The 11,897-nt window shown below is 71.5% G+C and carries 13 protein-coding genes; 4 read left to right on the plus strand and 9 right to left on the minus strand.

All coding sequences use genetic code 11. The annotated features are described in order from the left end of the window. Positions 1–139: 139 nt before the first annotated feature. Positions 140–1,519 (minus strand): aspartate aminotransferase family protein, encoded by a 1,380-nt coding sequence (locus JAO84_RS26810; RefSeq protein WP_370415114.1) that lies wholly within the window; start codon positions 1,517–1,519, stop codon positions 140–142. Then, complete coding sequence (locus JAO84_RS26815; protein ID WP_265864573.1) at positions 1,504–2,010, minus strand: Lrp/AsnC family transcriptional regulator; 507 nt, start codon at positions 2,008–2,010, stop codon at positions 1,504–1,506. Before JAO84_RS26815 ends, JAO84_RS26810 begins: the two co-directional genes overlap by 16 nt. Positions 2,011–2,200: 190 nt before the next feature. On the opposite strand from JAO84_RS26815, the gene JAO84_RS26820 reads away from it, so the two are divergent. The 3 genes from JAO84_RS26820 to JAO84_RS26830 all read left to right on the plus strand — a co-directional run bounded on the left by JAO84_RS26820 (position 2,201) and on the right by JAO84_RS26830 (position 4,887). Further along, positions 2,201–3,637 (plus strand): gamma-aminobutyraldehyde dehydrogenase, encoded by a 1,437-nt coding sequence (locus tag JAO84_RS26820; RefSeq protein WP_370415115.1) that lies wholly within the window; start codon positions 2,201–2,203, stop codon positions 3,635–3,637. Between the two features lie 97 nt (positions 3,638–3,734). Continuing rightward, positions 3,735–4,283, plus strand: coding sequence for an HXXEE domain-containing protein (locus JAO84_RS26825; RefSeq protein WP_370415116.1), 549 nt, complete (start codon positions 3,735–3,737; stop codon positions 4,281–4,283). Between the two features lie 31 nt (positions 4,284–4,314). Further along, the gene (locus JAO84_RS26830) at positions 4,315–4,887 is read left to right on the plus strand and encodes a hypothetical protein (protein ID WP_370415117.1); all 573 of its coding nucleotides are present in this window, start codon (positions 4,315–4,317) and stop codon (positions 4,885–4,887) included. On the opposite strand, the gene JAO84_RS26835 is transcribed toward JAO84_RS26830, so the two are convergent. From JAO84_RS26835 to JAO84_RS26860, 6 genes are all read right to left on the minus strand, one after another. Then, on the minus strand, positions 4,853–6,022 hold the full coding sequence (locus JAO84_RS26835) for a serine hydrolase domain-containing protein (protein WP_370415118.1): 1,170 nt from the start codon (positions 6,020–6,022) through the stop codon (positions 4,853–4,855). The two genes, JAO84_RS26830 and JAO84_RS26835, sit on opposite strands and share 35 nt — an antisense overlap. Before the next feature lie 96 nt (positions 6,023–6,118). After that, positions 6,119–6,841, minus strand: a complete 723-nt coding sequence (locus JAO84_RS26840) for a response regulator (RefSeq protein ID WP_370415119.1) — start codon at positions 6,839–6,841, stop codon at positions 6,119–6,121. Then, positions 6,838–7,884 carry a sensor histidine kinase gene (locus tag JAO84_RS26845; protein WP_370416877.1) on the minus strand — a complete coding sequence of 349 codons (1,047 nt, stop codon included), beginning with the start codon at positions 7,882–7,884 and terminating at the stop codon, positions 6,838–6,840. The genes JAO84_RS26840 and JAO84_RS26845 overlap by 4 nt, the downstream gene beginning before the upstream one ends. Positions 7,885–8,018: 134 nt before the next feature. Further along, the gene (locus JAO84_RS26850) at positions 8,019–8,798 is read right to left on the minus strand and encodes an SAM-dependent methyltransferase (protein WP_370415120.1); all 780 of its coding nucleotides are present in this window, start codon (positions 8,796–8,798) and stop codon (positions 8,019–8,021) included. After that, on the minus strand, positions 8,795–9,487 hold the full coding sequence (locus JAO84_RS26855) for a glycerophosphodiester phosphodiesterase (RefSeq protein WP_370415121.1): 693 nt from the start codon (positions 9,485–9,487) through the stop codon (positions 8,795–8,797). Before JAO84_RS26855 ends, JAO84_RS26850 begins: the two co-directional genes overlap by 4 nt. 19 nt (positions 9,488–9,506) lie before the next feature. Continuing rightward, positions 9,507–10,532 carry an adenosine deaminase gene (locus tag JAO84_RS26860; protein WP_370415122.1) on the minus strand — a complete coding sequence of 342 codons (1,026 nt, stop codon included), beginning with the start codon at positions 10,530–10,532 and terminating at the stop codon, positions 9,507–9,509. An 82-nt stretch (positions 10,533–10,614) separates the two neighbouring features. On the opposite strand from JAO84_RS26860, the gene JAO84_RS26865 reads away from it, so the two are divergent. Beyond that, positions 10,615–11,241 (plus strand): DUF4190 domain-containing protein, encoded by a 627-nt coding sequence (locus tag JAO84_RS26865; RefSeq protein ID WP_370415123.1) that lies wholly within the window; start codon positions 10,615–10,617, stop codon positions 11,239–11,241. An 89-nt stretch (positions 11,242–11,330) separates the two neighbouring features. Here JAO84_RS26865 and JAO84_RS26870 read toward each other — a convergent pair whose 3' ends face one another. Further along, entirely contained in the window at positions 11,331–11,873 is a 543-nt protein-coding gene (locus JAO84_RS26870; RefSeq protein WP_370415124.1) for an NADAR family protein, read from the minus strand. Positions 11,874–11,897 lie beyond the last annotated feature (24 nt).

Genomic DNA, 11,897 nt, shown 5'->3' on the forward strand with positions numbered 1-11,897 from the left:
GGTCACGTGGGTCACTCGGCACCGTAAGGATTCAGATCCGCTGGTACGGACAGCACGCGGCCCGGGCCGCCGCCATCCACTCGGATGGCGGCATGCCCGGGCCGGGGTCACGCCGTGAGGGCGGCGTGATGTCGCGGGATCAGAGCCTGGTCCACGCCTCGGTGAGGGTGGCGCGGAGGATCTGCTCGATCTCGTCGAACGTGGACTGGTCCGAGATCAGCGGCGGAGCCAGCTGGATGACCGGGTCGCCGCGGTCGTCGGCACGGCAGTAGAGGCCGTTGTCGAAGAGCGCCTTGGAGAGGAAGCCGTACAGGACGCGCTCGGTCTCCTCGTCGTTGAAGGACTCCTTGGTGACCTTGTCCTTGACCAGCTCGATGCCGTAGAAGAAGCCGTTGCCGCGGACGTCGCCGACGATCGGCAGGTCGTGCAGCTTCTGCAGCGTGGAGAGGAAGTTGCCCTCGTTGTCGAGGACGTGCTGGTTCAGCTTCTCCTTCTCGAAGATGTCGAGGTTGGCGAGGCCGACGGCGGCGGACACCGGGTGGCCGCCGAAGGTGTAGCCGTGCAGGAAGGTGTTGTCACCCTTGTAGAACGGCTCGGCCAGGCGGTCGGAGACGATGCAGGCGCCGATCGGGGAGTAGCCCGAGGTCATGCCCTTCGCGCAGGTGATCATGTCCGGCACGTAGCCGAACTTGTCGCAGGCGAAGGTGGTGCCGAGGCGGCCGAAGGCGCAGATGACCTCGTCGGAGACGAGCAGCACGTCGTACTGGTCGCAGATCTCGCGGACCCGCTGGAAGTAGCCGGGCGGCGGCGGGAAGCAGCCGCCGGCGTTCTGTACCGGCTCCAGGAAGACGGCCGCGACGGTCTCGGGGCCCTCGAAGAGGATCTGCTGCTCGATCTGGTCGGCGGCCCAGCGGCCGAAGGCCTCCGGGTCGTCGCCGTGCAGCGGGGCGCGGTAGATGTTGGTGTTCGGGACCTTGTGGGCGCCGGGCACCAGCGGCTCGAAGGGGGCCTTCAGACCGGGCAGACCGGTGATGGAGAGGGCGCCCTGCGGGGTGCCGTGGTAGGCGACCGCACGCGAGATGACCTTGTACTTGGTGGGCTTGCCGACCAGCTTGAAGTACTGCTTGGCGAGCTTCCAGGCGGTCTCGACGGCCTCGCCGCCGCCGGTGGTGAAGAACACCTTGTTCAGGTCGCCGGGGGCCTCGTTGGCGAGACGCTCGGCGAGCTCGACGGCCTTGGGGTGGGCGTAGGACCACACCGGGAAGAAGGCGAGCTCCTGGGCCTGCTTGGCGGCCGTCTCGGCGAGCTCGGTGCGGCCGTGACCGGCCTGGACCACGAACAGGCCGGCGAGGCCGTCGAGGTACTTCCTGCCCTTGTCGTCGTAGATGTAGGTGCCCTCACCGCGGACGATGGTGGGGACGGGGCTGTTCTCGTACGACGACATGCGGGTGAAGTGCATCCACAGGTGGTCGTAGGCGGTCTTCGAGAGGTCCTTGCTCACGGCTATCGGGTTCCCCACATATAGGTCTGCTTCTTGAGCTTCAGGTAGACGAAGCTCTCGGTGGAGCGCACCCCGGGGAGGGTGCGGATGCGCTTGTTGATCACATCCAGGAGGTGGTCGTCGTCCTCGCAGACGATCTCCACCATGAGGTCGAAGGAGCCCGCGGTCATCACCACGTACTCGCATTCGGCCATGGCCGTCAGCGCGTCCGCGACCGGATCCAGGTCACCCTCGACGTTGATGCCGACCATCGCCTGGCGCCGGAATCCCACGGTGAGCGGGTCGGTGACGGCGACGATCTGCATGACGCCCTGGTCGAGCAGCTTCTGGACGCGCTGCCGTACGGCGGCCTCGGACAGGCCGACGGCCTTGCCGATGGCGGCGTAGGGACGGCGTCCGTCCTGCTGGAGCTGTTCGATGATCGCCAGGGAGACGGCATCGATCGTCGGGGACGAACCGGTTCCGGTTCTGGAGTCTGTGCTTCGACTGGCCACGACTTCACTGTGCACCGAACCTGTCGTTCTCGCAACCCCAGAGCGATGAAATTCGTTGTTCAAGGCTCTCGATCACACTGAATCCGAAGTTGGCGAGGGTCGGGCCTGTTGAAAGCGTCAGTGGACCGATTAGGCTGAGGTGTCTCGCACATCGGGACACCGCACGACGGAGTGCGGAGACAGAACGTGACAGGAGGGGTGGCAAGTGACCACCGAGCTGCGCCGGCTGCGCAACTACATCAACGGGGAGTTCCGGGACGCGGCCGACGGCCGCACGATCGACGTGATCAACCCGGCCACCGGTGAGGTGTACGCCACCTCCCCGCTGTCGGGCCAGGCAGACGTCGACGCCGCCATGGAGGCTGCCGCGGCCGCCTTCCCCGCCTGGCGCGACACCACGCCCGCCGAGCGCCAGAAGGTCCTCCTGAAGATCGCGGACGCCTTCGAGGAGCGCGCCGAGGACCTGATCGCCGCCGAGGTCGAGAACACCGGCAAGCCGGTCGCCCTCACCGCGAGCGAGGAGATCCCGCCGATGGTGGACCAGATCCGCTTCTTCGCGGGTGCCGCCCGGATGCTCGAGGGCCGCTCGGCCGGCGAGTACATGGAGGGCATGACCTCGATCGTCCGCCGCGAGCCGGTGGGCGTCTGCGCCCAGGTCGCGCCGTGGAACTACCCGATGATGATGGCCGTGTGGAAGTTCGCCCCGGCGCTCGCCGCGGGCAACACCGTCGTCCTCAAGCCCTCGGACACCACCCCGGCGTCGACCGTCCTGATGGCCGAGATCATCGGGCAGATCGTCCCCAAGGGCGTCTTCAACGTCGTCTGCGGCGACCGCGAGACCGGCCGCGCCATGGTCGAGCACCCGACCCCGGCGATGGCCTCCATCACCGGCTCGGTCCGGGCCGGCATGCAGGTCGCCGAGTCCGCCGCCAAGGACGTCAAGCGCGTCCACCTGGAGCTCGGCGGCAAGGCCCCGGTCGTGGTCTTCGAGGACACCGACATCGACAAGGCCGTCGAGGACATCTCCGTCGCCGGCTTCTTCAACGCCGGCCAGGACTGCACCGCCGCCACCCGCGTGCTCGTGCACGAGTCCATCCACGACGAGTTCGTCGCCGCCCTCGCCAAGGCCGCCGCCGAGACGAAGACCGGTCAGCCGGACGACGAGGACGTGCTCTACGGCCCGCTCAACAACGCCAACCAGCTGAAGCAGGTCTCCGGCTTCATCGACCGCCTCCCGGCGCACGCCAAGGTCGAGGCCGGCGGCCACCGGGTCGGCGACAAGGGCTACTTCTACGCCCCGACCGTCGTCTCCGGCCTCAAGCAGGACGACGAGATCATCCAGAACGAGGTCTTCGGCCCCGTCATCACCGTCCAGTCCTTCACCGACGAGGCCCAGGCCCTCGACTACGCCAACGGCGTCGAGTACGCCCTGGCGTCCTCGGTCTGGACGAAGGACCACTCCCGCGCCATGCGCATGTCCAAGGCGCTCGACTTCGGCTGCGTGTGGATCAACACCCACATCCCGCTGGTCGCCGAGATGCCCCACGGCGGCTTCAAGAAGTCCGGCTACGGCAAGGACCTCTCGGGCTACGGCTTCGAGGACTACACGCGCATCAAGCACGTGATGACCTCCCTCGGCTGACCCCTCGCGGCCCCGCGACGCGGCCCCGGCACCCTGATCGACAGGGTGCCGGGGCCGCGCCCGTCGGTGCGCCGCCGCGCCGTGGTAAGCCGTACCCATGACCGATACGGGGATCGACTCAGCGATCAACTCAGCCGTCACCTATGGACTGTTCGCCGCCTGGGCGCTGCACGACACCGAGGAGGTGGTGTACGGGCCGGGCTGGATGCGCGAGAACCTGCCGGGCCTCAAGGAACGCTTTCCGGGTGTGCCCGACGCGGTGTGGCAGGCCCTCGGGTCGGTCGACGACCGGGAATTCCGGGCCGCCGTCGGGGTGATGGCCGCGATCGTCGGTGCGGCCGCCGTCGCCGGCCACCGCACCGGCGGCCGGTCCGCCTTCTACCAGGGCGCGTTGAACGGCTTCGGACTGCACGGCCTGGTGCACCTCGCGCAGGCCGCCGCCGTCCGCGGGGTGACCCCCGGCTCGGTCACCTCGCCGCTGCTGGTCATCCCCTTCACCCTCTGGGCGCGCGGGCGGCTGCGCCGCGCCGGGGTGCTGCGGCCCACCCGGGGCCGGGACGTGCTCGCCGGACTCGCGCTCGCGGGCGGGGCGACCGCCGTCTCGCACGCGGTGGCCCGCCGGCTCACCCGGCGACCCCGTTTTTGAACGCGTTCACGGGAGGCGTACGCTGCCTTCCATGAGCGACACGAACGGGCCCAGAGCCCTCCTCAAGCGCATCCGCGTCTGGCTGGTCGTCTTCATCGTCTGTCTGGTGCTCAGCGGGGCCACGGCGTTCCCGCTGGTCACCGAACTCCGCCTGGCCGACGGGGCCCTGGACACCTGGGCGGCCCCGCTCGCCGACGCCTTCCCCGGCCTCGCCGAGTGGATCTCCCGGGTGCGGACCGGGCTCGAAGGGGCCGACGCCGGGGCCCCGTACCTCCTCTACGGCACCGACTGGCTGGCCTTCGCCCACCTCGTCATCGCCGTGGCCTTCTACGGGCCCTACCGCGACCCGGTCCGCAACATCTGGGTGATCGAGTTCGGCATGATCGCCTGCGTCGGCATCATCCCGCTCGCCCTGATCTGCGGACCGATCCGCGGCATCCCCTTCTGGTGGTCGGTGATCGACATGTCCTTCGGGGTCCTCGGCATCCTGCCGCTGCTCGCCGTACGCCGGCTGATCAAGCGACTCGAAGCGCTCGAAGCCCTGGAGGCGCCGGAAGCACCGGGCGCGGTCACTCCGACGGCGCCCCGAACGTCGCCAGCATGACCCCCATCGCCACCTTGTTCATCTCCTGGCCCTTGGCGTCCGTCGAGTTGACGCTGTAGACCAGGGTCCGCTCGCCGTGGCGGGTGGAGGCGATGGCAGCGTTGTAGCCCCAGCGGCCACCGGTCTTGCCCCACACCTCGCGCCCGCCCAGCTTCTTCATCGACAGACCGACGCTGTACGCGGCCGGGGCGCCCGACCCGAAGTCCGCCACCTTCGGCAGCGTGAACATCTCCTCCAGGAGCGGTCCGCGCACCACCCGGCCGCCGAACAGGGCCCGCGTGAACTGTTCCAGGTCCGCGGTGGTCGAGATCAGATCGCCCGCCGCCCAGCCGTCCGTGGCGCCCCACACGGTGACGTCGCGCAGCCCGGTCGTCCCGTCGTCGAGCCGCATCCACTGGTACCCGTGGTTGTGCCGGCCCTCGATCCGCGGGCTGCCGCCCGGGAAGTACGTGTCCTTCAGGCCGAGCGGCCGCAGCACCCGCGCCGCCACCTGGTGCTCGTACGAGTCGCCCGTGACGCGCTCGACGATCAGACCGGCGATCGTGTAGCCGATGTTGAGATAGTGCTGCTTCTCGCCGGGGGCGAACTCCCGCGGCCGCGCGGTCGCGTCGCGCACCAGGTCGCGCGGGTCGTGCTCGACGAAGCGGCGCGCGTACCACTCCTCGACCGTCTCACCCGGCAGGTGCGCCGCCGGGATGCCGTGGGTGTGGTTGAGCAACTGGCGTACGGTGACGCCTCCGTACGCCGCCGGGATCAGCTCCGGGAGGTACGAGCGGGCCGGGCGGCCCAGGTCGATCCGGCCCTCGCCCGCCAGCTGCAGGACGACCGCCGCCGTGAACACCTTGGTCACCGAACCGGCCCGGAAGCGGCCGCCCGGGTCCGCCGGGCGGCCGGTCGTGAGGTCGTGCACGCCCGCACTGCCTTGCCAGGCGCCCTCGGTGCCGCCGACCCGGACCAGGGCCGCCGTCGTGTCCTTCGACGGAAGGCCGCCGATCACCGCCGACAGGTCGGGCGCCGTCGGGGCTTGGGCCACCGGCCGGGCCGGGGCGGCGAAGGCCGGGGCGAGTGACATCGGGCCGGCGGTGACGCCCAGGACCAGGGCGGCGGCGAGCAGGGCGCGGGTGGACTTCCGCATGGTCAACTCCATGGGTCTGAGCCGTTGTTCTCGATGGCTCCATCCTGCTGACCTGCGACGACCGGAGGATCGCCCGTACCGGCGGTCTTCCCCCGGCTACTTCCTCGCCCGCCCGGGGGAGGCGCCCGCGCCGCCACCTCCCCCCGGCGGGGGAGAGCCCGCCGCGACCAGGCCCGTCTCGTACGCGCAGATCACCGCCTGGATGCGATCCCGCAGCCCCAGCTTGGCGAGCACGTTGCCGACGTGCGTCTTCACCGTGTGGTCGCTGACCACCAGCTCCGCCGCGATCTCCGCGTTCGACAGGCCCCTGGCGAGCAGCAGCAGCGTCTCGCGCTCCCGCCCGGTGAGGACGTCGAGCCGGGGATCGGCGGTCCGGGCCGGGCCGCCGGGGCGCGGCCCGCCCGCCGTGTACTGCTCCACCAGGCGCCGCGCCACGGACGGCGCGAGCAGCGAGTCGCCCGCCGCCACCACCCGTACCGCGTGCACCAGGTCGTCGCGGCGCACGTCCTTCAGAAGGAAGCCGCTCGCGCCCGCGTGCAGCGCCTCGTACACATACGCGTCGGTGTCGAAGGTCGTCAGCATCACCGTCCGGCAGCGGGACTCCGCGCTGATCGTCCGGCAGGCCTCGATGCCGTCGGTCCGGGGCATCCGGATGTCGAGCAGCGCCACGTCCGGCGCCAGCCGCCGCACCGCCTCGACGGCCGCCGTGCCGTCCCCGGCCTCCGCCACCACCTCGATGTCCGGCTGCGCGTCCAGGATCATCGCGAAGCCGCTGCGGACCAGTTCCTGGTCGTCCGCCACCACCACCCGGATCGTCATCTCTCCCCCTCTGCCGGTACGGGGAGCAGCACCCGCACCTCGAACCCCCGGCCGTCCGGGCCGGGGCCCGTCTCCGCCGTACCGCCGTGCGCGGCGGCCCGCTCCCGGATGCCCACGAGACCGTGCCCGCCGGGGCCGCCCTGCGGGCCGCGCCCGTCGTCGGTCACCGTGACCCGCACGACGCCGTCGGCGTGGGCGAGCCGGACCTCGGCCGTACGGGCCCGGGCGTGCTTCACCACGTTCGTCAGGGCCTCCTGCACGATCCGGTAGACGCTCGCCCCGGTCGCCGCGGGCAGCGCCCGCACCCCGCCCTCCGTCGCGTACCCGACGCTCAGACCGCCCGACCGCACCCGCTCCAGGAGCACCGGGAGGTCCGCGAGGTCCGGCTGCGGCGCGCGCGGAGCCGCCGGGCCGCCCGCGTCCTCGCGCAACACGCCCAGCATCCGGCGCAGTTGGACCATCGCGTCCCGGCCGGTCGCGGAGATCGCGTCGAATGCGGCCTCGGCCCGCTCCGGCGCCGCCCGGACCGCCACCGGCCCGGCCTCCGCCTGCACGATCATCAGGCTCACCGCGTGCGACAGGATGTCGTGCATCTCCCGGGCGATCCTGGCCCGTTCGCGGGCCGCGGCCCGCTCGGCGTCGACCCGGTGCGCCCGCTGCCGGGCGTCGGTGAGCCGGCCGAAGGCGTAGGCGGCGCCGAACACGAAGAGGGAGAAGGTGAGTTCGCGCGCCGACTGGGTGTTGAGCCACACCGAGACCGGCACCGCGACCGCCACCAGGATCCCGGCGGCGAGCCGCTTCCACGGCGGCGAGAGCACCGCGATCGTGTAGAGGCAGACCAGGCCGGTGTACGGCAGCGGCTGTCCCGGCCCCTCCAGGGCCAGCCGGTAGAGCCCGCTCGCCGCGATCACCGCGAGCAGCACCGCCAGCGGGGCCCTGCGCCGCCACACGAGCGGGACGACGGTGAGCGTGGTCAGTCCGTACGCCGGCCAGGTCGCCGGTTCGAGTTCCGGGCCGCGCGGCACCACGAACGGCATCGTCATCGCCGCCTGCACGAGCAGCGCCAGGCCGATGTCGACCGCCCATGGATTGGCCTCGGCCCGGGACCGCAGCCGGTCCCGGAGCAGCCGTGCGCGGGCCCCCGCGTCCCGCGTTCCCGCCGTCCCCCGTATCCGCATTACGGCTTGCGCGCCACCGCTCCGTACTGGGCGACGTCCGCCGCCTCCGGCGCCTGCCAGCGGGCGCAGGACACGATGCCCGGCTCCAGGAGGTCGAGGCCGTCGAGGAAGGAGGCGAACTCGGCGCGGCTGCGGGCGGTGATCGGCGGGGTGGCGTTGGCGTTCCAGAACTCCATGGCCGCCACGTTGGCCTCGCCGCCCAACTCGGGGTCGTACGTCGGATGCGTGACGACCAGATAACTCCCGGACGGCACCGCGTCCATGAGGGTCCGGACGATCGCGCGGGCCTCGTCGAGGTCGAGGACGAAGTTGAGGATGCCCAGTATCAGCACGGCGACCGGCCGCGAGAGGTCGAGCGTGCCGGCGGCCGCCGCGAGGATCCGCCCGGGGTCGCGGGCGTCGGCGTCCACGTACTCCGTACGGCCCTCGGGCGTGCCGGTGAGCAGCGCGCGGGCGTGGGTCAGGACGATCGGGTCGTTGTCGACGTAGACGATCCGGGAGTCCGGCGCGATCCGCTGGGCGACCTCGTGGGTGTTGTCGGCGGTGGGCAGTCCGGTGCCGATGTCCAGGAACTGGCGGATGCCGGCCTCCGCGGTCAGCCGGGTCACCGCCCGGCCGAGGAAGGCGCGGTCGGCGCGGGCCACGGCGCCGATGCTCGGGTGGAAGGCGGTGACCCGGTCGCCGACCTCCCGGTCCACCGGGTAGTAGTCCTTGCCGCCGAGCCAGTAGTTCCACACGCGGGCGTTGTGCGCGATGTCGGTGCGGATCCTGTCGTTCATGCACGGCCCTTTCGCACGACGGCGGCCAGCGTGTCGATCCGATTGGTGGTGATCGAATCGACCCCGTTCCCGATCAGCTTACGCATGTTCCGTTTCGTGTCGGGGGTCCACACCGAGACCAGGAGGCCGGCCCGGTGCACCCGCTCGACCAGCTGCCGACTCGCCAGGCCGAAGCGGTAGTTGAGCCACCTCGGGCGCACCGCGTCGAGCAGCACCGGGCGCGGCGGGGCCAGCGTGTTCCAGGTCAGCGCGATCTCCGCGGCCGGGTCGGCGGCCCGGACGTCGAGCATGGCCGTGCCGCCCGCGCAGTAGTAGACGCGCTCGCTCGCGCCGCACTCGCGCACCGTGCCGACGATCTTCCGGACCGAGGCGTCGTTCCCGCCCGGCAGGTCCAGCATCAGCCGGTGCGGGCCGGCCGCGATCAGCGCCTCGCGCAGCGTCGGCACCCCGTCCTCGGTGATCTCCCGCAGCTCGTCGAGGGTCAGCCCGGCCAGCCGCCGGTCGAACCCCCACAGCCGCTTCAGGGTGTCGTCGTGCAGCAGCACCGGGACGCCGTCCTCGGTGAGCCGGACGTCGACCTCCACCGCGTCCGCGCCCCGCTCGAACGCCGAGACGATCGAGGGGACGGTGTTCTCGCGGACGCGGTAGGGGTCGCCGCGATGGCCGACGACGGTGACTGGGGTATCCATGGCCCCATTCTCCCGGGCGTCAGGCCGACAGCCAGCGCTCCGTGTACGTGTCGATCTCCTCGGTGAGCCGCGCCTTGCCGGCCTCGTCGAGGAAGGAGGCCTCCACCGCGTTCTTCGCGAGCGCCGCGAGACCGCGCTCGTCCAGACCGAGCAGCCGGGCGGCCACCGCGTACTCGTTGTTGAGGTCGCTGCCGAACATCGGCGGGTCGTCGCTGTTGATCGTGACGAGCACCCCGGCCTCCACCATCTGCTTGACGGGGTGGTCCTCCAGGCGTTCCACGGCGCGGGTCGCGATGTTCGAGGTGGGGCACACCTCCAGGGCGATCCGGTGCTCCGCCAGGTACTTCAGGAGCTCCGGGTCCTGGACCGAGCTGGTGCCGTGGCCGATGCGCTCGGCGCCCAGCTCGTTGATCGCGTCCCAGACCGTCTCCGGGCCGGTGGTCTCGCCGGCGTGCGGCACGGACCGCAGCCCGGCCGCCCGCGCCCGGTCGAAGTACGGCTTGAACTGCGGGCGCGGCACACCGATCTCCGGTCCGCCGAGGCCGAACGAGACCAGACCCTCGGGGCGCAGCTCGACGGCGAGCCGCGCCGTCTCCTCGGCCGCCTCGAGACCCGCCTCGCCGGGGATGTCGAAGCACCAGCGCAGCACCACGCCGAGCTCCTTCTCGGCCGCGAGCCGGGCGTCCTCGATGGCGGCCATGAAGGCGCGCTCGTCGATGCCGCGGCGGGTCGAGCTGTACGGGGTGATGGTCAGCTCCGCGTAGCGGATGTTCTGCCGGGCCATGTCCCGGGCCACCTCGAAGGTGAGCAGCCGCACGTCCTCCGGGGTGCGGACCAGGTCCACGACGGAGAGATAGACCTCGATGAAGTGGGCGAAGTCGGTGAAGGTGAAGTAGTCCGTCAGGGCCTCGGGATCGGTCGGAACCTTGGAGTCCGGGTGACGGGCCGCCAGCTCGGCGACGATACGGGGCGAGGCGGAGCCGACGTGGTGGACGTGCAGCTCGGCCTTGGGCAGCCCCGCGATGAAGGCGTGAAGGTCGGTCATCAGGTCATCGTAGGCCGGAGGGCTGACCCGTCCCCCGTATGGCGTAGGCCGTAGCATGGCGTGACCACGATGGGGGAGGCCCATGTCCGAGAACAACGACCAGCCGGTGGACCCGTGGGCGCCGCCGAACCAGGACGGCGTCGAACTGAGCAAGCCCACGCCCACACCGCCGCCGGTGCACGACCAGCCCACCATGGCGGCGATGCCGGGCGCCGAGCTGCCGCCGCCGCCCGCCGCGCCGGGCGGCAGCTTCGGATACCCGACCGCCCCGCCGACGCCCACGCCCGCGGCCGGCACGCCCGGGTACGGCTACCCGCCGGCGCCGGCCCCCGCCCCGTACCCCGGTTACGGAGCGGGTTACGGCGGTCAGCCGCCGGGCTGGGGCCAGTCCCCGTCCAACGGCATGGGCACGGCCGGCATGGTCGTCGGCATCATCGCCGTGGTCATCTTCTGCTTCTACGGGCTGCCCAGCCTGATCCTCGGCATCCTCGCCCTGATCTTCGGCATCGTCGGCAAGAAGCGGGTGCAGCGCGGCGAGGCCAACAACAGCGGCCAGGCCACCGCGGGCATCGTGCTCGGCGCGATCGGCATCGTGCTCGGCATCGCGATGATCGTCTTCTACGTCTGGATCTTCGCCAACGCCGACGAGTGGGAGGAGAGCGGCAAGGACCCCTGGGAGACGTCGCTCGTCGTCGAGGGGCGCCGCTAGCGCCTGAGGGCGCCGCACGCTCGAAACACCGGTGAACGGGGGCTGCTCACGCGGCCCCCGTCCCCGTCTCCGGCCTTCTCCAGTGCCGCTCACCGCAGCCGCTCGCGCGCCTCCATCAGCGCGAAGCCCAGCAGGTTCTCGCCGCGCCACCGGTCCGGGTCCATGGCGCGCGGGTCGTCCGCCGCGAGCCCGATGCCCCAGATCCGGTCCACCGGGCTGGCCTCCACCAGGATCCGGGTGCCGGTGCCGAGCAGGAAGGCCTGCAGGGCCGGGTCGGAGGCGAACTTGTGGACGCTGCCCGCCACGACGATGCCGAAGCGCTCGCGCCGCCACACCTCCTCGTCGAAGCCGCGGACCAGCCGGCCCGCCTTCTTCGCCTGCGCCGGAGAGGCCGCCGCGAGCGCCGCCCGTTCCGCCTCGGGGTCGTCGAAGAGCCGCGCCTTGCCGGCCATCATCCAGTGCTCGGCGGTCGCGTAACGCACGCCGTCCACCACGAAGGGCGCCGGCCACCACTGGCTCAGACAGCTCGCCGACAGACGCCCGTCGGGGTGCGGCCGGTGCCCCCAGAAGTGCAGCCACTTCACCCGTCCGCCGCTTCTGACCTGCTGTTTCAAGGATTCGAGATCGTTCATGCACGCCACTGTTCCAGTTGCCAC

The sequence above is a fragment of the Streptomyces fradiae genome, from assembly GCF_041270065.1.
GTDB lineage: Bacteria > Actinomycetota > Actinomycetes > Streptomycetales > Streptomycetaceae > Streptomyces.

Excerpts from the sequence above, each read along its gene's own strand:
- JAO84_RS26825 (WP_370415116.1), top strand. The coding sequence starts at position 3,735 with ATGACCGATACGGGGATCGACTCAGCGATCAACTCAGCCGTCACCTAT.
- JAO84_RS26830 (WP_370415117.1), top strand. The coding sequence starts at position 4,315 with ATGAGCGACACGAACGGGCCCAGAGCCCTCCTCAAGCGCATCCGCGTC.
- JAO84_RS26835 (WP_370415118.1), bottom strand. The coding sequence starts at position 6,022 with ATGCGGAAGTCCACCCGCGCCCTGCTCGCCGCCGCCCTGGTCCTGGGC.
- JAO84_RS26840 (WP_370415119.1), bottom strand. The coding sequence starts at position 6,841 with ATGACGATCCGGGTGGTGGTGGCGGACGACCAGGAACTGGTCCGCAGC.
- JAO84_RS26845 (WP_370416877.1), bottom strand. The coding sequence starts at position 7,884 with ATGACGATGCCGTTCGTGGTGCCGCGCGGCCCGGAACTCGAACCGGCG.
- JAO84_RS26850 (WP_370415120.1), bottom strand. The coding sequence starts at position 8,798 with ATGAACGACAGGATCCGCACCGACATCGCGCACAACGCCCGCGTGTGG.
- JAO84_RS26855 (WP_370415121.1), bottom strand. The coding sequence starts at position 9,487 with ATGGATACCCCAGTCACCGTCGTCGGCCATCGCGGCGACCCCTACCGC.
- JAO84_RS26860 (WP_370415122.1), bottom strand. The coding sequence starts at position 10,532 with ATGACCGACCTTCACGCCTTCATCGCGGGGCTGCCCAAGGCCGAGCTG.
- JAO84_RS26865 (WP_370415123.1), top strand. The coding sequence starts at position 10,615 with ATGTCCGAGAACAACGACCAGCCGGTGGACCCGTGGGCGCCGCCGAAC.
- JAO84_RS26870 (WP_370415124.1), bottom strand. The coding sequence starts at position 11,873 with ATGAACGATCTCGAATCCTTGAAACAGCAGGTCAGAAGCGGCGGACGG.